General features: G+C 62.6%; 21 protein-coding genes. 6 read left to right on the top strand and 15 right to left on the bottom strand.

The annotated features are described in order from the left end of the window. Positions 1-45 precede the first annotated feature (45 nt). Both LB558_RS31055 and LB558_RS31050 read left to right on the top strand, forming a co-directional pair. Positions 46-291 carry an antitoxin gene (locus LB558_RS31055; protein ID WP_224700993.1) on the top strand — a complete coding sequence of 82 codons (246 nt, stop codon included), beginning with the start codon at positions 46-48 and terminating at the stop codon, positions 289-291. Then, a complete protein-coding gene (locus tag LB558_RS31050; RefSeq protein WP_224700983.1) occupies positions 288-674 on the top strand; it encodes a type II toxin-antitoxin system VapC family toxin in 387 nt (128 codons plus the stop codon). Before LB558_RS31055 ends, LB558_RS31050 begins: the two co-directional genes overlap by 4 nt. A 6-nt stretch (positions 675-680) precedes the next feature. Here LB558_RS31050 and LB558_RS31045 read toward each other — a convergent pair whose 3' ends face one another. Both LB558_RS31045 and LB558_RS31040 read right to left on the bottom strand, forming a co-directional pair. Further along, the gene (locus tag LB558_RS31045) at positions 681-1,628 is read right to left on the bottom strand and encodes a cation diffusion facilitator family transporter (RefSeq protein ID WP_318011686.1); all 948 of its coding nucleotides are present in this window, start codon (positions 1,626-1,628) and stop codon (positions 681-683) included. 5 nt (positions 1,629-1,633) lie between these two features. Beyond that, entirely contained in the window at positions 1,634-3,823 is a 2,190-nt protein-coding gene (locus LB558_RS31040) for an anthranilate synthase (protein ID WP_224700982.1), read from the bottom strand. 319 nt (positions 3,824-4,142) lie between these two features. On the opposite strand from LB558_RS31040, the gene LB558_RS31035 reads away from it, so the two are divergent. Continuing rightward, positions 4,143-4,913 carry an isocitrate lyase/PEP mutase family protein gene (locus LB558_RS31035; RefSeq protein WP_224700981.1) on the top strand — a complete coding sequence of 257 codons (771 nt, stop codon included), beginning with the start codon at positions 4,143-4,145 and terminating at the stop codon, positions 4,911-4,913. Between the two features lies 1 nt (position 4,914). Here the strand turns inward: LB558_RS31035 and LB558_RS31030 are convergent, their stop codons facing one another. From LB558_RS31030 to LB558_RS31015, 4 genes are all read right to left on the bottom strand, one after another. Next, a complete protein-coding gene (locus tag LB558_RS31030; protein WP_224700980.1) occupies positions 4,915-5,970 on the bottom strand; it encodes a succinylglutamate desuccinylase/aspartoacylase family protein in 1,056 nt (351 codons plus the stop codon). Between the two features lie 86 nt (positions 5,971-6,056). Beyond that, the gene (locus LB558_RS31025) at positions 6,057-7,229 is read right to left on the bottom strand and encodes an MFS transporter (protein ID WP_224700979.1); all 1,173 of its coding nucleotides are present in this window, start codon (positions 7,227-7,229) and stop codon (positions 6,057-6,059) included. A 125-nt stretch (positions 7,230-7,354) separates the two neighbouring features. After that, a complete protein-coding gene (locus LB558_RS31020) occupies positions 7,355-8,731 on the bottom strand; it encodes an FAD-containing oxidoreductase (protein WP_224700978.1) in 1,377 nt (458 codons plus the stop codon). Then, positions 8,728-9,189: a DUF4126 domain-containing protein gene (locus tag LB558_RS31015; RefSeq protein WP_224700977.1), complete on the bottom strand. Its 462-nt coding sequence runs from the start codon at positions 9,187-9,189 to the stop codon at positions 8,728-8,730. Before LB558_RS31015 ends, LB558_RS31020 begins: the two co-directional genes overlap by 4 nt. Positions 9,190-9,329: 140 nt before the next feature. Between LB558_RS31015 and LB558_RS31010 the strand changes: the two genes are divergently transcribed. Next, positions 9,330-9,887 carry a sugar O-acetyltransferase gene (locus LB558_RS31010; RefSeq protein WP_224700976.1) on the top strand — a complete coding sequence of 186 codons (558 nt, stop codon included), beginning with the start codon at positions 9,330-9,332 and terminating at the stop codon, positions 9,885-9,887. A gap of 5 nt (positions 9,888-9,892) precedes the next feature. On the opposite strand, the gene LB558_RS31005 is transcribed toward LB558_RS31010, so the two are convergent. Beyond that, positions 9,893-10,888, bottom strand: coding sequence for a helix-turn-helix domain-containing protein (locus tag LB558_RS31005; protein WP_224700975.1), 996 nt, complete (start codon positions 10,886-10,888; stop codon positions 9,893-9,895). Between the two features lie 128 nt (positions 10,889-11,016). Between LB558_RS31005 and LB558_RS31000 the strand changes: the two genes are divergently transcribed. Continuing rightward, positions 11,017-11,661: a cysteine hydrolase family protein gene (locus LB558_RS31000; protein WP_224700974.1), complete on the top strand. Its 645-nt coding sequence runs from the start codon at positions 11,017-11,019 to the stop codon at positions 11,659-11,661. A gap of 67 nt (positions 11,662-11,728) precedes the next feature. Here the strand turns inward: LB558_RS31000 and LB558_RS30995 are convergent, their stop codons facing one another. The 8 genes from LB558_RS30995 to LB558_RS30960 form a co-directional block, all read right to left on the bottom strand. Beyond that, the gene (locus LB558_RS30995; protein ID WP_224700973.1) at positions 11,729-13,408 is read right to left on the bottom strand and encodes a formate--tetrahydrofolate ligase; all 1,680 of its coding nucleotides are present in this window, start codon (positions 13,406-13,408) and stop codon (positions 11,729-11,731) included. A 313-nt stretch (positions 13,409-13,721) separates the two neighbouring features. Further along, positions 13,722-14,846 carry a DUF2333 family protein gene (locus LB558_RS30990; RefSeq protein ID WP_224700972.1) on the bottom strand — a complete coding sequence of 375 codons (1,125 nt, stop codon included), beginning with the start codon at positions 14,844-14,846 and terminating at the stop codon, positions 13,722-13,724. A gap of 93 nt (positions 14,847-14,939) precedes the next feature. Further along, positions 14,940-16,244 (bottom strand): DUF6638 family protein, encoded by a 1,305-nt coding sequence (locus LB558_RS30985; RefSeq protein WP_224700971.1) that lies wholly within the window; start codon positions 16,242-16,244, stop codon positions 14,940-14,942. Positions 16,245-16,253: 9 nt separating this feature from the next. Next, positions 16,254-18,164: an AAA family ATPase gene (locus tag LB558_RS30980; RefSeq protein ID WP_224700970.1), complete on the bottom strand. Its 1,911-nt coding sequence runs from the start codon at positions 18,162-18,164 to the stop codon at positions 16,254-16,256. 24 nt (positions 18,165-18,188) lie between these two features. Further along, on the bottom strand, positions 18,189-19,334 hold the full coding sequence (locus tag LB558_RS30975; protein ID WP_224700969.1) for a hypothetical protein: 1,146 nt from the start codon (positions 19,332-19,334) through the stop codon (positions 18,189-18,191). A 32-nt stretch (positions 19,335-19,366) separates the two neighbouring features. Then, a complete protein-coding gene (locus tag LB558_RS30970) occupies positions 19,367-20,455 on the bottom strand; it encodes a hypothetical protein (RefSeq protein ID WP_224700968.1) in 1,089 nt (362 codons plus the stop codon). Positions 20,456-20,764: 309 nt separating this feature from the next. Further along, positions 20,765-21,154 (bottom strand): c-type cytochrome, encoded by a 390-nt coding sequence (locus tag LB558_RS30965; protein ID WP_224700967.1) that lies wholly within the window; start codon positions 21,152-21,154, stop codon positions 20,765-20,767. 91 nt (positions 21,155-21,245) lie between these two features. Beyond that, positions 21,246-21,857 carry a thymidine kinase gene (locus LB558_RS30960; protein ID WP_024504537.1) on the bottom strand — a complete coding sequence of 204 codons (612 nt, stop codon included), beginning with the start codon at positions 21,855-21,857 and terminating at the stop codon, positions 21,246-21,248. A gap of 257 nt (positions 21,858-22,114) precedes the next feature. On the opposite strand from LB558_RS30960, the gene LB558_RS30955 reads away from it, so the two are divergent. After that, positions 22,115-23,050, top strand: a complete 936-nt coding sequence (locus tag LB558_RS30955) for a choline ABC transporter substrate-binding protein (RefSeq protein ID WP_127257514.1) — start codon at positions 22,115-22,117, stop codon at positions 23,048-23,050. The last annotated feature ends 114 nt before the right edge of the window (positions 23,051-23,164 follow it).

The raw sequence follows: 23,164 nt of genomic DNA, 5'->3' as shown, positions 1-23,164 counted from the left end.
ATGAAGGGATCAATCTTTGCTATATCTCATTTTGAGGATAGCATGATGGACAAGGCAAAAGTGTTCTGGTCGGGCCGGTCGCAAGCTGTGCGTCTGCCCAAGGAGTTCCGTTTCGATACAGATGAGGTTTCGATCCGCCGTCACGGGCAAACCGTCATCCTGGAACCGCTTGCGCAGGATTGGGCGTGGCTCGACCAAGTGATCGGACCGCTTGATAATGATTTCGCCGAGGCAGCGCTGGAACGTCAAGACGGGCAGGATCGACCTGCCTTGGATAACATTTTCAAGTGATCTACCTGCTCGACACCAATGCCGTCATCGCGGTCATCAAGGGCGACGCCGGGCTGTTGGCGCTGCTGAAACGGCACAGGCCGCAGGACTTTGCCCTGTCTGCGATCGTCGCGCACGAACTGTACCATGGTGCTGAAAAGAGCCAGCGAAGGGCTGAAAATTTGGCGCGCATCGATGCGCTGCAGTTCCCGGTGCTCGAATTCGACCGAGAAGACGCAAGACATGCGGGGGAGATTCGGGCAACGCTTGCGACGTTGGGAACTCCGATCGGCCCCTACGATGCGTCGATCGGCGGGCAGGCGCGCGCTCGGAACCTTACGCTGATGACCCGTAATGTCGAGGAATTCGAGCGGATCAAAGATCTCTCAATCGAGACCTGGTGAACCGCCTCAAGCGAACGGCACGGCCGTCGTGCCCTTGGGCAGCTTGGCTTCGTCGTCGGGTTCGACATGGATGGTGACGCGCACCGAGGGGATTTCGGCTTTCAGCGCGTCCTCGATGCGGTCGCAGATGACATGGCTGGCGCCGACCGACATGTCTGCGTCGACAACCAGATGAAACTCGATGAAGGTGGCGCGGCCGGCGATGCGCGTCTTGAGGTCGTGAACCTCCAGCGCGCCCTTGCAATTGGCCGAGATGACGTCACGGATGCGCATGTGTTCCTGGGTGTCGACGGCGCGGTCCATCAAGCCGTTCATCGACGAGCCTATGACATGCCAGCCCTGCCACAGGATGTTCAGCGCCACGAGGACGGCAAGCGCCGGGTCGAGGATTTGCCAGCCGGTCATGATCGCCCCGACCAGGCCGCCGAAGACGCCGATCGAGGTCACCACGTCGGTCATTATGTGGTTGCCGTCGGCGACCAATGCCGGTGATTTTTCAGCCCTGCCGGCGCGGATCAGCGTCCAGGCCCAGAAGGCGTTGATGATCGTGGCAACGCCGTTGACCGCAAGACCTTCCCAAGGCTGTTCCAAGGGTGAAGGGGTCTGCCAGGAGCGCCAGACCTCGTTGAGAATCAATAGCGCGGCAAGCACGATCAACACGCCTTCCAGCACTGCCGAGAAATACTCGGCCTTGTGATGGCCGAAAGGGTGGTCTTGGTCGGCTGGTTTGTGGCTGACCTGAATCGCCCACAAGGCGGCGACCGAGGCGATGACGTTGACGATCGATTCCAGCGCGTCCGAATAGAGCGCGACAGAGCCGGTGACGTACCAGGCGGCAGCCTTCAGCGCGAGCACGACAAAGGCGACAACGATCGACCAGAAGGCGAGGTTGGCGACCTTGCGCTTCGCGGCCGCTTTAGCCGCGATCGCCATCGTGTTCTCGGCTTCAGCCATGATCGTCAGGCGGCCTTTTCCTTGGCCTTGCGCGGCAGGTGGGCGACGATGTTCTCGATGATGCGCATGCCGGCATTGTGGCCGAGGGTCATGATCGATTCCGGGTGGAACTGCACTGCGGCGATCGGCTCCTTGCGGTGCTCGAAGGCCATGATGATGCCGTCCTCCGTCTCGGCCGTGACGATAAAATCGTCGGGCAGCCGCACCGGATCGGCGAAGATCGAATGGTAGCGGCCGACGGTGACTTCCTTGGGCAGGCCCGAGAAGATGATGCCAGGCTTGGAGACGCGGATGCGCGACGGCTTGCCGTGCATCGGTATGTGCAACTGTCGCAGTTCGCCGCCATAGGCCTCGGCCAGTGCCTGCAGGCCAAGGCAGACGCCAAAGATCGGCAGCTCGCGGGCGCGCGCCTTCTTGATGGTTGCGGCGCAATCGAAGTCCTTCGGTGTGCCGGGGCCGGGCGACAGCACGACGAGATCGGGTTTCAGCCGGTCGAAGACTTCCTCCGGCACCGGCGAGCGAACGGTCGAGACGTTGGCACCGGTCTGGCGAAAATAATTGGCCAGCGTGTGGACGAAACTGTCCTCGTGGTCGACCAGCAGGATGTTGACGCCGTCGCCGACGCGCGCGGTGGTGCGCTCGGTGCTGGCGGAATTGCCTGTCTTGGCGTCGCGGATGGCGGAGAGCATGGCGGATGCCTTCAGTTCGGTTTCGGCTTCTTCTTCCTCGGGAATGCTGTCGAACAGCAATGTGGCGCCGGCGCGCACTTCGGCAATGCCGTCCTTGATACGGATGGTGCGCAGGGTGAGGCCGGTGTTCATGTCGCCGTTGAAATTGACCATGCCGATCGCACCGCCATACCAGGCGCGCGGGCTCTTCTCGTTCTGTTCGATGAAGCGCATTGCCCATAGTTTCGGCGCACCGGTAACGGTGACCGCCCAGGCATGCGACAGGAAGGCATCGAACGCATCCATGCCTTCGCGCAGCCTGCCTTCGATGTGATCGACAGTGTGGATCAGGCGCGAATACATCTCGATCTGGCGCCGGCCGATGACGCGTACTGAACCCGGCTCGCAGACCCGCGACTTGTCGTTGCGGTCGACGTCCGAGCACATGGTCAGCTCGGATTCGTCTTTCTTCGAGTTGAGCAGTTTCAGGATTTGCTCTGAGTCGGAAATGGCGTCGTCGCCGCGCTTGATGGTGCCCGAGATCGGGCAGGTCTCGACGCGGCGGCCGTTGACGCGCACGAACATTTCCGGCGAGGCGCCGATCAGATATTCGCCTTCGCCCAGATTGATGAAGAAAGAATAGGGTGACGGATTGATGGCTTTCAGCTTGCGCGAAATCTCGGACGGCTGCGTCTCGCAACGCTCGTAGAACATCTGGCCGGGCACGACCTCGAACAGGTCGCCGCGCTTGAACGAATCCATCGCCTTGCGCACCAGATTGGCGTATTCGCCCGGTTCATGGTCGCCGCGCGGAGGGATGCGGTCGGGGCTCTTGAACGGCTCGGCGATTTCATCGCGCGGCAGCCCCTCGGTTGAAAACCCGTCTCCGGTATAGTCGTAGCGGTCGGTCCAGGCCTTGGCCGAATAGTGGTCGACGACCAGGATCTCGTCGGGCAGGAACAGAACCAGGTCGCGCTGGCTTGGCTTGCGCTCGAGCTTGTAGTCGACCGGGTCGAACTGGAAGGCGAGGTCGTAGCCGAAAGCGCCGTAGAGGCCGAGATTGGCGTCTTCCCCGGTCTTGAACAGAGCGGTGATGGCGCGCAGCACCGTAAACACCGAGGGGACGCGGCTGCGTTCTTCTTCGGTGAAGACACGACCAGGCCTGGCGACGTCGAGGCGGATGAGCTTTTTCGACGTCTCGGCGATGGTGACATCGGCCAGGCCGGCGAGCGCCTTGCCGATGACCGGCAACAGCACCTCGCCACGGCCGTTCAGCGCCTCGATACGCATGGCGCGGCCGCGCGCGGAGATAACCAGAGGCGGGTCGATGATGGCGGTGTCCCAGCGTGTGTAGCGGCCGGGATATTCATAGTTGGAGGAAAATACAGCGCCGCGGCGCGAATTCAGGCCGTCGACGTAAGCGTCGATCGCACCCGCATAAGGCCGGTCGTGTCGCTCGCGGGTGATGGTGATGCCACCCGCGGTCACGAAACTTTCCGCCCCGTTTTCCAGAACCTTCATCGTCATTGCCGTCTCCATCAGCTTCTTGGGGCAACGGACCCGGGAATGGCTTGGAAAAAACAAATGGCCGCCCGGACTTTCCGTTGCGGCCACCCTCTCTTTTCACGCGCACGTGTTCGAACAGGCCGCTGTCAGCAGGCCCACCACCAAATGGTCTTGGTCGAACGCATGTTCATGGCGAAATCCATAGCTGCGAAAAGAAGGATGCGCAACAGGTTTGAAAGTCTGTTCGTTGGCCGCCGCTTCTCAGGCTCATGGCACATCGCCAGAGCCGACAGTGCCGCTTAGACTGTTCATCCAACAGCAGGAAGACGGGAAAACAACCATGACCGAGCAGATCGAGCGCGCGCGGACGTTTCATTCCCTCCACGTCAAGGGAAACCCGGTCGTTCTCTACAACGCCTGGGATCCGGGCTCGGCCAAGATCGTCGAAAAAGCGGGCGCCAAGGCGATCGCCACCGGAAGCTGGCCGGTCGCGGCCGCGTTCGGCTACGCCGATGGCGAGAAAATCCCGCTGGAGCTTGCGCTCGACAACATCGGGCGTATCGTCGGGTCGGTCGACCTGCCGGTGACCATGGACCTCGAGGGCGGTTACGGCGTCGATCCGGAAATCGTCGCGAGAACGGTAACGTTGGCGCTGCGGGCCGGCGCTGTTGGTTTCAATTTCGAAGACCAGATCGTCGGTGGCAGCGGCCTGCATGACATTTCTGTCCAGGTAAAGCGCATCGAAGCCGCGGCGGCAGTCGTCAAGGCTTCCGGCATACCGGCGTTCATCAACGCTCGAACCGACATCTTCCTCAAGGCGAAACCGGATGCGCACGATGACGTTCTGCTCGACCAGGCCATCGAGCGCGCACAGGCCTTCGAAAAAGCCGGCGCGCACGGCTTCTTTGCGCCGGGCCTTGGCGACGAGGGCCTGATCGAGACGCTCTGCAAGGCAATTGCGTTGCCGGTCAACATCATTGCGCTGGCGCATGTGCCGCCGCGCCAGCGGCTGGCGGAACTGGGTGTCGCCCGCATCAGCCACGGCCCGGTACCTTACCGGCAGATGGCGGAGTGGCTGGAGGCGAAGGCACGACTGGCTATTTCGGGTTAAGTCAGTCCTCCAGCGTCCCCGACCGAGCGTCGGCGCTCTTCCTGTCACCGACCAGTTTCAGAAGATCCTCGCCGGCGCGGATGATGCGGCGCGAGCGGCGGGTCAGGATGATGCCGTCCTGCGGCGCGAACACTTCGGTGCGGCCGTCGGTTTCACCCGGTGCATGGACGATGGTGGCGAGGCGCGCGCCCTTGGCGACGTGGTCGCCGGGTTTGACGTCGTAGAGCACGGCACCGGCCCGTGGCGCCGGCATCATGTCGATGTTTTCCAATGGCGCCACGAAGCCGGTGAAAGGACCCGGCGCGGGAAGGGCGCTGTCGGCGATCACGCCGCGCGCCACCAGCAGCCGGTAGAGGCCGTCGGCGTCGGCGGCGGCGAGGGCGCCATCGACATCGAGGATGCCGCGATATTCGACGGTGGTGGCGACGCGACGGTCGAGCTTGGCCATATCGGCGGGGACGTTCTGGTAGGGCATGATCGAGGCGCCCTCGAAGGTGCCGTCGGTGTCCTCGTTCCACAGCACGACCGCGTCGACGCCCATGGCGGCGGCGCAGTCGGCCATGGCCGGCCACAGGCTGGTGTGGACGTAGAGATAGGCGAGGCCCTCGTCATCGCAGTGCAGGTCGAGCACGATGTCATGGCCGAGCGAGAGCTGCACCAGCCGCGTCTTCAGCCGCTGGTCGACGCTGCCAAGGGTAGTGTCGGGCAAGAGCGCTGTGTCGGGCGCGGCGAGCAGCGGAAAGCCGCGGTTGAAATTGGTGCGCGTGCCCAGATGGAAGCGGCCCTGATGCTCACCAAAATGATATTGCGCCCGGCCGATCGGGTTGGCCCAGGGCACGATGGTGAGGTTACCCTTGATGCGGCCTTCGGCCTCCGCCCTGGCAAGCATCGGCATCAGCGCGTCGATGGCGACGACGCCCGGCAACTCGCCGGCATGGAGTGCCGCCTGCAGATAGGCCGAAGGAGCAGCCTTGTCGGCTCCGGCGAAGCGGAACAGCGGGAATTCGTAGGAAACCCCTTCGCTTTCGCCGCCGATGCGTTCGATCGATTTCTGCATGACTTCCTCCATCAAGAGCGAGAGACATGCGATTTGAAGACGCCGATGTCGATTGGTCCAGCCTGCCGCGCTATGGGCGCAAGAGACTATTCAGCCGGAAGCGGGATGACCGGTGCGCGCCGGTCCAGCGCCTGCGACAGCACAGCGACCGTGACCGCCAAAAGGGCGAGTGCTGCGCCGACCAGCGGCAAATTGGCATAGGAAACACCGGCGGACAGGGCCACGCCGCCGATCCACGCGCCGCTGGCATTGCCGACATTGAAGGCGCCCTGGTTCAGCGTGGCGGCGAGGTTCGGTCCCTCGGAGGCGGCCTCGACGACCCGGATCTGCAGCGGCGGCACGACGACGAAGATGAGCAGGCCCCACAGGAAGACGATGCCGACAGCAATGCTGGCTATTGCGCCGAACTGCCTGAAGCCCACGAAAAGCAGGGCCATCAGCAGCAGGGTGCCGATCACTGTCGGCATCAGTTTCCAGTCGGCCAGTCTGCCGCCGATAATGTTGCCGATGGTCATGCCCGCGCCGAACAGCAGCAGAACCCACGTGACTGCCAAGGTCGACAAGCCCGATACCTCCGTGAGGTAGGGTTTGATGTAGGTGAAGACGGTGAACAGACTTGCAGAGGTCAGCGCCGCGATCAGCATGGCCAGCCAGACCTGCAGTTTGCCCAGCACGCGCAGTTCGCCGCGCAGGCCGCCACCGCTTGGCTCGGCGACGTCGGACGGCACCAGCCAGGCGATGGCCGCGACCGAGACCAGGCCGATACCGACCACGGCAACGAAGGTAGAGCGCCAGCCGAACGCTTCGCCAAGCGCGGTGCCGGCGGGAACACCCAGAATGTTGGACAGCGTCAGCCCGGCGAACATCAGCGCGATGGCGCTGGCGCGTTTGTTGCGCGGCACCAGGCTGGCGGCAACGACCGAGCCGATGCCAAAGAAGGCGCCATGGCCGAAAGCGGTGAAGACGCGCGCGGCCATCAGCGTCCAGTAGTTGGGCGAGATGGCGCAAAACAGATTGCCGACGACGAACAGCACGGCCAGCCCGACCAGCACCGGCTTGCGCGGCAAATGCGCAGTGGCCATGGCGACGATCGGGGCGCCGAAGACGACGCCCAGCGCATATCCTGTGACCAGCAGGCCCGCAGAAGGGATCGACACGCCGAGGTCCGCGGCAACCTCGGGGAGCAAGCCCATAATGACGAATTCGGTGGTGCCGATGCAGAAGGACGCAATGGCAAGCGCAAGGATCGGCAAGGGCATGGTGCGTCCAGACTGAATCGGTTCAATTCCAGACTGCGCGAAGGACGCCACCGTGCGCAAGCTGCATTGCTGCATTGCAGCGATGCAGAAAAGGGAGAGCTTTGAAATGGGTCGCCAACAGGCTGTCAGGCCAGCGGCTTCAATTCCTGGGCAATGGTGGGCAGCAGTTCCGAGACATTCGGGTGGATGTGGACGGCACGCGCCAGCGTGTCGACGGGCGCCTTGGCGTACATCAGGTCGAGCACGCAATGGATAGCCTCGTCGCCGCCGGGGCCGAGCACCGAGCAGCCGAGGATTTCCCTGGTGTCGGCATCGACCAGGATCTTCATGAAGCCCTGCGTCTCGCCCTTTTCGATAGCGCGGCCGACGCGGGTCATCGGCCGCTGGCCGACCAGTGCGCGCCGGCCGGATTTCTTCACCGCGGCCTCGGTCATGCCGCAGCGGCCAAGCGGTGGGTCGATGTAGAGCGCATAGGCCTCGATACGGTCGCTGATCCGCCGCGGGTCGTTGTCGAGCAGATTGGCGGCGACGATCTCATAGTCGTTGTAGGAGGTGTGGGTGAAGGCGCCCTTGCCGTTGCAGTCGCCCATCGCCCAGATGCCGGGCACGCTGGTGCGTAGCTGGTCGTCGACGGTGACAAAACCGCGCTTGTCGACCTCGACGCCGGCCTTGTCGAGGCCGAGATCGTCGGTGTTGGGTGCGCGCCCCAGAGCCAGCAGCACGTGCGAGCCGACAGCCGGCGGTTTGCCGGCCGAGAAGGTCACGGCAATGTCCTTGCCCTGCTTGGCGAAGCCGATGTCGTCGGCGCCCACATGAACCGCTATGCCTTCGTTTTCGAGGATCGACAGTATGGCGGCGGAGACATCCTCGTCCTCGCGGCCGGTCAGGCGCGGGCTCTTCTCGATGACCGTGACCTCCGCGCCGAAGCGGCGGAACATCTGCGCGAATTCAAGCGAGATGTAGCTGCCGCCGACGACGATGAGATGGCGCGGCAGCACGTCGAGATCCATCATCGACGAGTTGGTCAGATAGTCGATGTCGTGGACGCCGGGCAGGTCGGGCACCGAGGCGCGGCCGCCGGTGTTGAGGAAGATCTTCTCGGCGGTCAAAAGGTCGTCGCCGACGCGCACCGTGTTGGCGGATTCGAAACGCGCATGGCCGCGATAGAGGGTGCAGCCCTTCATGCCGGCGATCCAGGTTTCCAGATTGCCGCGAGCGTCGTTGGTGACCTTGTCCTTGCGCGCCTTGATCACCTTGTAATCCACGCCGACAGGGCCTGAGAGCGTGACGCCATAGTCGGCGGCGCGGCGCGCAAGATGCGCGGCGTAGGCGCTGGCGACCATGGTCTTGGTCGGCATGCAGCCGGTGTTGACGCAGGTGCCGCCGACCAGCTTGCGCTCGATCAGCGCCACGCTCATGCCGGCGGCCGTCAGCCGGCCGGCCAGTGGGGAGCCAGCCTGTCCTGCGCCGATGATGATGGCGTCGAAGGCTTTTGCCGTCATGCCACCGCCGCCACGACCAGCAGGCCGCCGATGATCGCCACCGCGTCCTCGATGAAGGCGGCTGGCGGATCCTTGCCGAAGCTTGCTGCCAGCCGGCCGCGTGCTTCGGCGCCGCCCAGCGTGCCGATGACAGCGCCGATGGCACCCGCGATCAGGCCGCCGATGGTGGCGCCTCCGGTGGCGCCGATCACCGCGCCGGTGAAAGCGCCCATGATGATGCGAGCGCCGAACTGCTGCGGTACCTTGCGGCTCGGAGTCGATGGCAACTGGTCGGTGACCAGCTCGACAATGGCCAGGATGGTGAAGATGCCGACAGCCGCCCAGTGGCTCATGAAGCTCGCCCACGTGCCGGCAACCGGCAGCCAGCCGAGATAAGCGCCCCAGGCGACGGCGGCCGGCGCCGTCATGGCGCGAAGACCGGCGATGACGCCGATCAGAAGTGCGAGAATGTAGAGCATGGTCGATCCCCCTCGATCACCGGGCCAGGACGGCCTTGAGTCACAGGCTACCATAGGTCCAATATTTGACCAGTACTTGCACCGGCGCTTTTCTGTTGGCTGCACCTGTGCTTTGCAAGGAGTGAACTGGAGACCGCGTCATGGCTGAGAGTGAGCGCGTGAAGATGGTGGCCGGCGAATGGTACACCTGCCTCGATGACGAACTGGAGTCCTTGCGGGTGATAGCGCGCGATGCGGTGTTCGAGCACAACTCGCTGCCGCCGCGGCAACGCGGCAATCTCGGGCAGGGTCTGAAGGCACTGCTAGGAAGAGCCGGCGAGGGCGCCCGTATCGAGGCGCCGTTCCACTGCGCCTATGGCTTCAACATCTTTCTCGGCGACAGCGTGTTTCTCAATGCCGGCTGCGCCATCCTCGACACGGCGAGCGTGCGCATCGGCAAGGCAACGCTGCTCGGCCCGAATGTGCAGATCTACTGCGCCGAGCACCACAAGGAGGCCAGTGGGCGGCGAGCCGGACTGGAGATCGCCCGACCGGTCGAGATCGGCGCCAATGCCTGGATCGGCGGCGGCGCGATCATCCTTGGCGGCGTCAGCATCGGTGAGGGCGCCATTGTCGGCGCCGGCGCGGTGGTGACGCGCGACGTGGCGGCGAACACCACGGTGGTCGGTAATCCGGCGCGGGCGATCAAACGAGACTGAACAGGTCAGGACGACAGGACGTACGTCATGCGCTCATCCTGATCGGTCCTTCTGGAGAATTCCCGCCGATACTGCGCCGGCGATGTCTTGAGCCGTGCCGAAAAATGCTGGCGCAGCGAGGCGGCGCTGCCGAAGCCAGCTTCGAAGGCCACCATGTCCATGGATTTCTCGGTCGCTTCCAGCAAACGCTGCGCCAGTTCGATCCGCTGGCTGGTCAGCCAATCGCCAAAGCTGGCGCCGATCGATTTCTGAAAGCGACGGGTAAAGGTGCGGCGGGTCAGGCCGGCGGCCTCGGCGACGCTGTCCAGGCTATGCGTCTCGCCGAGCGCCGCGCGGACGCCGTCGAGCGCCTGGGTGAACCGGTCGGCGTCAGCAGCCCTCGCCACCGGATGCTCGATGAATTGCGCCTGCCCGCCTTGCCGATGCGGAGAAAGCACGATCTGGCGGGCGAGCCGCAGTGCTGCTTCCGCGCCATAGCGGGCGCGCACGATGTGGAGACAGCAGTCGAGGCCGGCAGCGACGCCGGCTGAGGTGACGACGTCACCATTGTCGACATAGAGCACCGCGGCATCGACAGCGATGTCGGGATGGAGTTTTTGCAGCCGCTCTGAATAGGCCCAGTGGGTCGCGGCACGTCGGCCCGAAAGCAGCCCGGCCGCGGCAATGGCGAAGCTTCCGAGGCAGAGGCCGACAATCAAGGCGCCGCGTTGGTGCGCCTGGCGCAGCGCCTCAATCAGCAGCGGCGACACCGGTTCGCCCAGATGATGCCAGCTCGGGACGATGACGATATCGGCGCCATCGAGCCCTTCGAGCCCATGCGGCGCGGCAATTGTCAGCCCGGCTTCGGCGTGGATCGGCCCGGCCTTCACCGCGCAGATGCGGAAGTCGAAGCGCGGCAGGCCAAGTGCTGTCCTGTCCTCGCCGAAGACCAGGCACGGTACGGAAAGATGGAACGGGCTGATGCCGTCGAAGGCGAGGACGGCAATGATCGGGTCGGTCATGGGTGCTTCCAGCAAGTGAGTGTGGATTGTCCCAATTCTTTCGAATGATGTCAATCGGGACACTTTCGGCTGTCGAGGAGTCCGCGTATTTTTCCACCCATCGCGTTCAAGCCGGAAAGGAAAAAACCATGTCTGACCCAGCCAACATCACGCCGCGCCGGGCGCTGATCGTCGTCGATGTGCAGAACGATTATGACGGCGGCAATCTCGCCATTCAGCATCCGCCATTCCGCGACAGTGTCGTCCATGTGGCACGCGCCATGGACGCGGCGGTAGCGGCCGGCATCAAGGTGGTGGTCGTCAAGCAGATGGCGCCCGAGACATCGCCGATCTTCGCCAGGGGAAGCCATGGCGGTGAACTGCATCCTGAAATCGCCAGGCGCGAGCGCGACCATTATGTCGAAAAGAACCTGCCCTCCGCCTTCACCGGCACTGATCTGGAAGACTGGCTGCGCGCCAATGCCATCGATACGATCACTGTGGTCGGCTACATGACGCATAATTGCGACCTGTCGACCATCATCCACGCCGTGCATATGGGCTTTGCCGTCGAGTTCCTGTCCGATGCTACCGGCTCAGTGCCTTACGCCAACAGCGCCGGCCACGCCTCGGCCGAGGAGATCCACCGCGTGGTGACTGTTATCCTGCAGTCGCGCTTCGCTGCCGTGCTCACGACCGCGGAATGGGTCAAGTGCCTGCAGACCGGCGCGCTGCCGGAGCGCGACACGATCTTCGGCTCCAACCAGCGGGCGCTGTCGCGCAGCGCTGCTTAGAGCTATCCGAAAAACAGAAAGGGCGCCGCATCGCTGCGGCGCCCTTTCTGTTTTGAATTGAAGGATTTTAGAACAGGCCTTCGATATGGCCCGCCTCGTTGAGGAAGATCTTTTCCGAGGACGGCGCCCTCGGCAGGCCGGGCATGGTCATGACCTCGCCGCAGATGATGACGACGAAGCCGGCACCGGCCGAAAGCCTGACCTCGCGCACCGGCACGGTATGACCGGTCGGCGCGCCGCGCAGGTTCGGGTCGGTCGAGAAGGAATACTGGGTCTTGGCCATGCAGACCGGCAGGTGGCCGTAGCCGGCGTCTTCCCAGGCCTTGAGCTGGTCGCGCACCGATTTGTCGGCAATCGCTTCCGAGCCGCGATAGATGCGCTGGACGATGGTGTTGATCTTCTCGAACAGCGGCATGGCATCGGGATAGAGCGGCGCGAACTGCGAGGCGCCGGATTCGGCCAGTGCCACCACCTTGTTGGCGAGATCCTCGATGCCGGCCGAACCATGCGCCCAGTGTTTGCACAGGATCGCTTCTTCGCCCATCGAGGCGACATAGTCCTTCATCGCCTGGATCTCGGCGTCGGTGTCGGAATAGAAGTGGTTGATGGCAACCACCGCCGGCACGCCGAACTGCCTGATATTCTCGATGTGGCGGCCAAGGTTGGCGCAGCCCTTCTTCACCGCCTCGACGTTTTCCTTGCCGAGATCCTCCTTCTTGACGCCGCCATTCATCTTCATGGCGCGCACCGTGGCGACGATGACCGCCGCTGCCGGCTTCAGGCCCGCCTTGCGGCACTTGATGTCGAAGAACTTTTCAGCGCCAAGATCGGCGCCGAAGCCGGCTTCGGTGACGACATAGTCGGCAAGCTTGAGCGCCGTCGTGGTGGCGACGACCGAGTTGCAGCCATGCGCGATGTTGGCGAACGGTCCGCCGTGCACGAAGGCCGGGTTGTTCTCCAGCGTCTGCACCAGGTTCGGCTGCATGGCGTCTTTCAGCAGCACAGCCATGGCGCCGTCGGCCTTGAGGTCGCGGGCATAGACCGGCGACTTGTCGCGGCGATAGGCGACGATGATGTCGCCGAGGCGCTTTTCCAGGTCCTTCAGGTCGATCGACAGGCACAGGATGGCCATGACTTCCGAGGCGACGGTGATGTCGAAGCCGCCCTCGCGCGGGAAGCCGTTGGCGACGCCGCCGAGCGAGCAGATGATTTCGCGCAGCGCGCGGTCGTTCATGTCCATGACGCGGCGCCAGACGACGCGGCGGGTGTCGATGCCGAGTTCATTGCCCCAATAGATGTGGTTGTCGATCAGCGCCGAAAGCAGGTTGTGCGCCGTGGTGATGGCGTGAAAGTCGCCGGTGAAGTGGAGGTTCATGTCTTCCATCGGCACGACCTGCGCATAGCCGCCGCCGGCGGCACCGCCCTTGACGCCGAAGTTCGGGCCGAGCGAGGCCTCGCGGATGCAGACAATCGCCTTCTTGCCGATGCGGTTCAGGCCGTCGCCGAGACCGACCGTGGTCGTGGTCTTGCCTTCGCCGGCGGGCGTCGGGTTGATGGCGGTGACAAGGATCAGCTTGCCGTCCTTGTTGCCCTTCACCGATTTGATGAATTCGGCTGATATTTTGGCCTTGTCGTGGCCGTAGGGCAGCAGGTGTTCGGTCGGGATGCCGATCTTCTGGCCGATCTCCTGGATCTGCTTTTTCTTGGCGCCGCGCGCGATCTCGATGTCGGACTTCACTTCGGCCATGACGGCTTTCCTCTGGATTGGACGGTGGAGGGGACGGGTTTGATCTTACTGGCAAGCAGGTTGGAACCGGGCGCGGGCATGTTCTAACCCTGTCGCTGCCGCGGCGTCAACTTGTATGCAACTATGTTTCCTCTAGAGAAAAATCCTCTGCGGACCGGCCGACCTGTCGTCGGTTCTTCCTGGCTCCGTTGCCGCGCCGTATAGAAGCCAGAGGACGCGCCGTTCCGCCGTCTCAAAACAGCCGCACAATGCACGGAATGCGACAGAGGCGACGGCGCAAATTCGCCATCGCCTGGTCCCTAATGGAACAGCGCTATTGCGTCAGAACGTTGCTGATTTCGACCATATTGGAGCGCACCCTGAGCACATAGAAGCCCATCGTCGTCAGATGCGTCGGCAACAGCCAGCCATCCTCGCGGCCATTGGCGATGATGAAAGGCTGAATCTTCAGCGCCGAAACGAACTGCGCGTCCATCGTGTCCCACAGGTTCTGCAGATGCTTTTCCTTGATGACGTCCTCGAAGTCGGCCTGGGCGCCCTTCATCAGGCCGTAATAGCCATAGAGCTGGCCATAGGCGAACCAGTAGCGGTCGTCGGCGCGGAAGTCGAACCAGCCATTGTTGTGGTTCTCGGCGCGTTCCTTGAGGATCGCCGAGGTCGAGCCGATGTCGGACGAGATGCGGTCGATATATTGCTTCAGATTGTCGGCACGGGCGTCGAATGTCGCTTGGCAGGTGGCAAGGCGAGCGTTGAAGGAACGCAGCATGCGCACGGCATCGCGATAGTAGCTCGGCGTCGGTGTCTTGGGGCCGAACGGGTTCAGGCCGAAATACCAGGTCTCTTCGTCGAACTGCAGGTTGCCGCGGGCATTCTGCAGATCACTGTCGATCTGCGAGGTGGTGCGGACGCGGCCGAGATTGTCGGCGAGTTCGGTCGCCGTGCGCCGCACCGCCTGGTTGATGCCGCGCTGGAAGGAGGCCTTGTTGTCCATCCACGGCGTGTTGTCCCAGTCGATGCCGAACAGGCCGAGCTTGTAGAGGATCATCGACGAGATCCAGGCATTCTGGTTGACGTTGAAGTCGGTCAGGTCGGCGGCGATCTGGGCAATGCCGGAGTTGCCGCAGGTCTTGGCGGTGTCGGTGCCGGCGCCGGCGGAGACCTGTTCGCCGGCGGAGACATTGCGCTTCTCGAACGTGTAGGTGTCGGGATAGTTCGGGTTGAAATTGTTCCACCATTGGGTGGCGTAGAAGAAATTGGCATAGAGGCCGATCAGCACCAGCAGAGCGAGGCCGACCGCCGCCTTGAGGATCCAGCCGCGCTGCGTGTACCAGCGCCCGGCCCATAGGAAGGGCCACAGAATCACGCCGATCAACAGGCCGATGCCGCGGCCAATCCACTGGAAAATGCGGGTGAAGAAGTTCACGATCGGATCGAGCATGGCTGTGTCACCCCCTCAAAGCATGATGCCAAAAAGTTGCAGACTTTTGGATACATCATGCGCAAAAACAAGAAGTTAGAACGAAATTTCGTTCTAGTCAGTCAGGCCGTAGAGGCGTGTGCGAAACGCCACCTTGTCCTTCAAATATGTGGTTTTGAGAACGTCCACAACATGCGATCGCCAGGCGTCGCTGAAGCCGTCATAGTCCTTGTAGAAGCCGTCCTTGTTGAAGATGTAGCGCGAGACGAAGTCCGACGGCACGAAATCCGAGATCAGCCGGTTGGTCAGCCAGGCGTCAGGATGGTCGGGCTTGGCGCGGATCACCAGGAAGCGCTGCTGCGGGAAGACATCCTCGATCTTGAGATGGCCGAGCTGGGCGATCTCGCGCTTGGCAGCGTTGAGGAAAGGAAAATTGCCGTCCCTGGTGATCAGGTCGGCATGGCTCTGGATCCAGGTCTGCAGCCAGACCTTGTCGACATCGGTCAAGTTGCGGTTCGGCTCGGCGTCGCGGATCAGCGCGCGCACCACCATCTCGGCGCGGTGCTCGAGATAGCCCGAGGCCTCGACCCAGGAGGCGCGCGGCAACTCGATGCGGCCGGTGGTGGCGAGGAACTTGAACACCTTGTCGGCGTCGTTGATGGAGAGATAGCTGACCTGCCACGGCCGCGAGCGGCGAAAGCCTGGCGCCGCAGGATCGCTGATCACCGTCGTCACATCCGGGTCGACGAAGACGTAGAGGCCACCGAAATGGCTGGTCCAGTAGGCGTTGTGACGGAAGATCACCTGGTCCGGCACCAGCGCGTTCTCGCGGATGTCGCCGCAGATCTTGGCGAGCTCGACCATACGGTTCAGCATGGCGCTGTCGCGCCAGGCGTCGGGCTCCTGCTTCAGCCGGTCGACGAGCTTGCCGAGTTCGGCGGCCTTGCCCAACACATCCTCGGCCGACAGCACCTTGAACTCGACCTGGCTGATCGACAGCAAATCCTCGATGTCGTTGACCTTGGGAACGGAATCCTCGATCTCGCCGTAGATGACGTCCTTGATGGTCAGCGCATCGATGGCGCGCTGGTTCTTGGACATGAACTCGAACATCAGCTGCGAGGTGTTGGAGAAGGCGGTGTGCACCACCGGCAGGTCGATCTGCGACGGCGTCAGGATGATGAAACGGCGGTTGACCTCGTTGGGATCGAGATAGTCATAATCATCGCATTCCTCGGCCACTTCGGGCGAGAAGCCGGTGCGGTCGATCTGGAAGGTCTTCAGTTTCGTCGGCTTCAGGCCGAACGCGGCGAGCGCCTTGTTGTAGCGCTGGATCAGATGCGGCTCGTCGACCGTCAGCAACCGGCCATAGATCAGCTCGTTGTCGCGCAGAAGGTCAGGTTTCTTGGCGGGGGTCATTGCCAACCTCTAGGCATTCCACAGCCCCTTCTTCTTCATCTCCTCCATCTCCCGCGCGGCCCGTTCGCGCAGGCGGGCGTCGCGCAGCAGCTTTTGCACCGCGGAGTCGTCGGACTTGTCGGAATAGCGGAACTCCGAGTCGGCGTAGCGGTTGATCTCCTGCATGACCATGTCCATCGAGAAGGGGCCGCGCAGTTCCTCGATCATCGCTTTCTTCTCGTCGTAGCCCTTGTGCATGAAGACTTCCGGCTTCTCGAACCAGTCGTCGGGAAGCTCGATGTCCATGGCGCGCATCTTGATGGCGTCGGTGACGTTCTTGATGGCGCGGCCGGTGAAGCGCGGCTCGGCATCCTTGATCAGGTGCAGATAGGTGCCGATGTCGGCCATCGATTTCGGCGCGCCGTTCTCTTTCATGTAGCGTTCGTAGACCTTGATCAGCCCGTCTTCTTGCGGCTTCTCGTGCTCCTCATAGGCCTCGGTCACGGCACGCTGGATTTCCTGCGCGGCGTAGAGATCGTGGTCGCCGAGGGGGATCTTGTGGTTTTTTCCCGCCAGCAGGACAAAAATATCGATGTAGTCGTCGCGGCTCTGCGGCCCGTCGACCAGCCAGCGGGCGCCGGCGCGCTGGCGCAGCGCGTCGTCGACATTTTCGGGATAGTTGGAGAACATGCCGAACGAGCAGTTGCCGCGCACCACGGTGGCGGCACCGGCGAAGGCATCCATCAAAACGCCTGTTATTTCCTGCTGGCCGGCCGAGGCGCGGTCGTCGGAGCGGCGCGCCGCCACCTGGTCGATGTCGTCGATGGTGCCGAAGCCGATGACGCGCGGGTTCAAGACATTGTTGATGAACTGGCGGCAGTTCTGGCCCGACTTGCCCTGGTAGGACGAGATCTGGTCGACGCCGAAATTCTCGTAGGCGAAGGGATAGCCGGCGACCTGGCAGTAGCCGTTGACGAGGCCGGCGATCATCTGGATCAGCGTCGTCTTGCCGGTGCCGGGCGCGCCGTCGCCGATGAAGGTGAACAGGAAGCCGCCGAGCTCGACGAACGGATTGAGTTCGCGCTCGAAGTCGTAGGCCATCAGCATCTTGGCGAGCTTGACCGACTGGTATTTGGCGATGTGGTTGCCGACGACCTCTTCCGGCTTCTTGAAGGTCATCACCAGCGGTTTTGAGCGCTTGCCCGGCGCGACGTCGAAACCATCGAGGGTGAAATCGTCGGCATCGATACGGATATGGGCGTTCTCGAACGGGCCGATGCCGTCGAAGCGGCCCTTGCGGGCCAGTAGCCCGTCGATGGCGACACGGGCGAAGGCACGTGCCCTTGTCATCAGGTCGGTATCGTCGGACGATCCCGAGATCGCCTTGTCGAGGCCGGCCAGGATCGACTTCACCGCATCCTGCGGCGTGTCGAACAGGAAGTCCGGCTCGGGGATGTCGTTGGGCGCTTCGCCGTCGCTATCGATCAGCTGGAACAGATAGGAGGCGAGGCTGAAGGCGGAGATGTAAGCCGAGGCCGACAGAAGCTTCTTGAAGGTGGACGCTTCGTCGCCTTCGAGTGGCGCGCGGGTGTTCCTGGCCTGCAGGCTTTCGAGGTCGGAGCCTTCGGCGAAGACATCCGATATTGCGAGCGCGATAGCCGTGCCGCGCCGGGCGCGAAACAGGAGCGTATGCTGCGGGATGGTCAGCAGCTGGTCGTCAGGATGAACGGCGCCGACTGTCTTGGCCAGCTCGACCTCGCGCGTACGGCGTACCGAACCGACCGAGACGGTCGAGACGAAGCGGCGGTTGGTGCCGGCAAGTGCGGTGCCGGAGGAGCTAGACGGATCCTCCAGCACGACAATGCGTGTGATGAAGCTCTGCGCGGTGGCGCGGTGCTTCTCGATGGCGGCTTCCGGAATGGTGGTCAGGCCGGTATCCATGAAGGGTGCTCCGTGGTGTGACGGTCAGACGTCTGAGATGACCTGTCCGTTGGACAGGATGTGAACCTTGTAGCCGGCAAAAATCTTCTGCGCCTCGCCGGCGGCGTAGAGCGCCTGGTAGGCCTCGTGCGGGATCAGCGCATGGTTTTCGTAGCTCGACACGCCCTGGCGCGCGGCTTCCAGATCATCGGTGTTGATGAAGAATTCCTGCGTCGTCTTCTCGCTGGAGAACAGGCCCTTGCGGCCCGGTTTCTCGCTCTTGGAATAGACCTCCTGGATGGTCCAGGTCAAAAGCCAGGCATTTTCCGGCTTGCGCACCTTGGCCAGAACCTCGGTCACCGTCGAATTGTTGTCGGTAATGCCAGCCGAATAGAAGGGGCCGAGCACGACCCGGCGCAGCTGCTTGGGGTGCAGCGGTTCGAAATCCTTGTCGAGGTTGACCGCGATGGTCGCCGGCGACAGCGTGTAGGCTGAATTCTTCTCGGTGAAATCGTCGAAACGATGGGCAAGCTCGGGATTGAGCAGGCCATCGACCGGCAGCGGAATGTCAATCGTCTCGTTCAGCTTGCCGTTTCTGTCGACAAGCTGGCGGATCATCGCGTCGGAGGAATCCTCCACCGTCACCATGTAGACCAGAGGCAGGTTGGCGCTGCCGTCGAACGTCGCCCAATGGACGAGATAATAGGGCCGCCCCGTCTTCGGGTTGACCGAGACCTTGGCCGTTTGCGCCAGGGTGAAGGGACCGAAGGTGTTCTCGCTTTTCACATCCTCGAGATAAAGGCGCTCGGCCATCGACTTCTGCAGCGCCTCGGGGAATTCCTTGTGGCGCAGGATGAAGTCGGCCATTTCCTCGCGCAACTCGCCGGCGAGTGGAATGTTGGCAAGCCGCGCGTCGGCCTGGCGGCGGTCGTTTTCCAGTTCGAGCAGATTTTGGAACACCGGAAATCCGCTTTCGGCGCGCGAAATGCGGAACGTGTCCATGAAGCCCAGCCGGTTGCGCCAGCAGGCAAACGACTTGTCGAGCCGGGCGATGTGTTCGGCGACGATCTTGGCGACGATGCCATGCCGGTAGAGCGGCGAGCGATCGTCGCGCATGAACACTTCAAGGCCGCTGAGCGCGGCCGTGATGGCGGAGAAATACCGTGCCGCGGCTTCGTTTTCGGGGGTCATGCCTTGTGTGCTCGCGGGCAGTCCTGTCACCCCTAAGACTGCACGTAGTTTGCCGAATTGTGCTTCTTCAGCACCTCGTCGAAGCGGCGGGCGAAGGCATCGTCGGCCAGCTTCTTGCGGCGCTGGATGTCGGCGGTGGCGACCATGTTTTTCTCGTGCATCTCGAGCAGGTCGCCGATGTGCTTTTGCGAAGCAGCACCGATGCCGGCCATGGTTTCCTCGGCGGTGTTGTCGACCTGGCTGCCCAGCGTGTTGATCTTGTGGGCGACGTCCTGCTGGGCGGCGGTCTTCAGCGAATCTTCCAGCGCCTTGTAGAGCACGATGCGTTGCTCGGTATCGATGGTCAGCTTGTTGATCAGCGTCGATTGCGCGGCGATCTGGTTGTTGAGCGAATCGACGAAGGTCTGGAACATCGATGTGTAACGCTCGAGCGTCTGGCTCTCGGCCAGCAGCTCCTGCTCCTTGGCTTGCCTTTCGTTGTATTCCGTCGCCAGCTTGGAGCGTTCGCCTTCGAGCTGCGTGCGGTCCTTCTGGCTGGTCGAAGCGGCGATCTTGTTTTCGATGTCGAGCAGCATCGGGTTGAGCTCCTCGATGCGCTTCTGCACGGCTTCGAGGTTTGTCATGGTGGTCTTGCGGCGCTCGATCACCTGCGACAGGCTGGTTTCCGAGGTCTTATAGCGTTGGTCGAGGACCTCTTTCTGCGCCTTCAATATGCCGACGATGGTGTCGGATTTGACCAGCAGTTCCTGCAGATTGCCGGCCAGCGACATGTTGCGTACGCGGTCGGTGCGCATGCGCTGCTTGCTCTGGCTGGAGAAGACGCCGATGAACTTTTCCCAGCCGGTGTAGTTCTTCATGCTCTCGAACTCCGCGCCGAAGACGTTGGTGGCGTCCTCCAGCCCGATGATCAGGTCGGCAATGTTGCCTTCCATCACCTTCTGCTGCTTCAGCACATCCTCGATGCGGGCGTTTTCGAGGTCGAAATTGGCGTCGCCGATCTTCTTGTCTGATGTGGCGAGCGTATCAAGCATGGTGCCGGACTGCTCGATCTTGGAGCGCATGTCCTGCACGACCTGCTTGGTCTTGGCAATTTCGGCGTCGAAATTCTGCAATGTCGCCATTGGGGCCTCCCGCTTCGGCATGACGTCGCTGGTCGCGAACAGCGGCGAATATATGTGGGGCATCGGGGGATTGAAAGACGTGAAGACAAGGGCGGCGTGAAAACAAAAGAATCCATCAGGGTCTTGAAAGCCAGTGAAGGCGGGGGCCTGGCGTGATTAGCTTGCCGGCCAGCCATAGTTCAGCTGTCATTGAACTTTCATGCGGCAGGCGATGGCGCACGGATGCCTTTGTATTCAGCGAACCCTGAAGCAATCGCGGCCGCGACATGCGACGCGAAAGCCGGCTTTACAGAGCTGACGAACAGCGGATCAGGGCTTGGGATCGGCCTTTAGAAAGGCGATGACATTGGCGATGTCGTCGTCTTTGGTCAGACCGGCAAACGCCATCTTGTTGCCGGGCACTTTCAGCTTGGGGGCCTTGAGATACTCGGCGAGATTGGCTTCATCCCAGACCAGGCCGGCGGCGCCGGCACTCTTCATCGCTTCGGAATAGTGGCCAAGAAAACTCCCGGCGCTGCCGGCGGTGCGGCCAACGACGCCCAACAGATGCGGACCGACCTTGTCGCGGTCGGTGGCTGCTTCATGGCATGCCATGCACCGGTTGAAGACTTTCTTGCCAAGGGCAGGATCACCGCCGGCATGGGCGGCAGGCGAGGTGGCAAGGAGAAGAATGCTGACGGACGAAGCGGCTCGAAACATGGCTGACCCCGGAGAACTCTGGCTGTCGGCCTTATAGGGCCGAGGCCTTAAGAAACGCTGCACCGGACCGGGGTCAAGGCCGCCGGCGCCCTCAGCCCTTGATAAAGCCGATGAAATCGTCGGGCGCGGCGCGGCCCATCTCTTCTTCCCAGTGGCGGCGGCAGAGCGACACGTAGACGTCCTTGCCGATCGCCACCTGCTCGCCCTGGCGCGCCACCTTGCCATCGGGGCCGAGGCGCACGACCATCGTCGCCTTGCGGCCGCAGCGGCAGATGGTGCGCACTTCGCGCAAGTCGTCGGCGATGGCCAGCAGCGCACGCGAGCCGGAAAACAACTTGCCCTGGAAATCGGTGCGCAGGCCGTAGCACATGACGGGGATATTCAGCCGGTCGGCGATGCGGGCGAGCTGCCAGACCTGCTCTTCCTCGAGGAACTGCGCCTCGTCGACAAAGACGCAATGCACTGACGTATGCGCGTGGTGATCGGCGACGCGGGCGAACAGATCGTCGCCATCGCGGAACATCTCGGCTTCCGTCTCCAGGCCTATGCGCGACGAGATCAGGCCTGTATCGCCCTTGCGGTAGTGGCCGGCGACGAACAGCATCGTGCCCATGCCGCGCTCGCGATAATTGTAAGAGGCCTGCAACAGCATCGTCGTCTTGCCGGCGTTCATCGTCGCATAGTGGAAGTAAAGCTTGGCCATGCGCTCTTTTAAGCCGACTTGGCCTGACACGGGGAGGGGCGGCCGGCCGCATTCCCCTGAAAAAGCCGGCCCGTCTTCGAAAAAACCGCCCGGCACGGCAAAAGCGTCAGCCGTGTCGCTCATTGGCCAGTCTGCGCCGTTGATCGTGATTGTCTTAATGCTTGAAACCACACCAGAATGGTGTTTGGCTGACGAAACAAGGCGGGCAGAGAAACCGTAGCTAGGCTTCGCCAAACAATCACAATGGGAGACTGTCTATGTCGCGTATGAACTCTTTCGTCGCCGGCCTCGGCCTGGCGGCTTTTTTGTCCACCAGCGCTGCCTACGCCGGTGATCCGGCAAGCTGCAAGGCGGTGCGCCTTTCCGATGTCGGCTGGACCGACATCCAGGCGACGACCGGCGTCGCCTCCGTGCTGCTGACCGCGCTCGGCTATGAGCCGCAAACGATCCAGCTTTCGGTGCCGGTGACCATGGCGTCGCTGAAGAACAAGGATCTCGACGTGTTCCTCGGCAACTGGATGCCGTCGATGACCAACGACATCAAGGACTATACCGCCGACGGTTCGGTCGAGACGATCAGCACCAACCTGACCGGCGCCGGCTACGGCATCGTCGTGCCGACCTATGTCGCTGACGCCGGCGTGAAATCGCTGACCGATATCGGTAAGTTCAAGGACAAGTTCAACGGCAAGATCTATGGCATCGAGGCGGGCAATGACGGCAACCGCATCATCCTCGACATGATCAAGAACCCGAAGGACAATCTCGAAGGCTTCGAGCTGGTCGAATCCTCGGAAGCCGGCATGCTGACGCAGGCCGAGCAGTCGATGAAGAACAACGAATGGATCGCCTTCCTCGGCTGGACGCCGCATCCGGTGATGGGCGCCATGAAGATCACCTATCTCGACGGCATGGGAGACAGCGGCTTCGGCGCCGCCACCGTCTATACCAATGTGCGCAAGGGCTACACCACCGAATGCCCGAACGCCGGCAAGTTCATCGCCAATCTGAAGTTCAATTTGGACATGGAAGGCGAGATGATGGATGCGATCCTGAAGGGCGGCGACGCCAACACGGTTGCGACCGATTGGCTGAAGAAGCACCCGGATGCGGTTACCCCGTGGATCGCCGGCGTGACCACCTTTGATGGCGGCGACGCCGCCGCCGCCATCAAGACCGCGCTCGGAAGCTGAGCCGACTGAATTCGGCAAAGCCGAACCAGGAAGGGCAGCCATCTTAGAAAAGGCTGCCCTTTTTCATATCCTGTGACAAGATGACGGCAGTCGAGGCCGAGGGCAGGGCGGTCT

The organism is Mesorhizobium sp. CO1-1-8 (assembly GCF_020164875.1).
Taxonomy (GTDB): Bacteria; Pseudomonadota; Alphaproteobacteria; order Rhizobiales; family Rhizobiaceae; genus Mesorhizobium.
The sequence above is the reverse complement of the archived record's forward strand: the minus strand, read 5'-3'. Positions and strand labels throughout refer to the sequence as shown.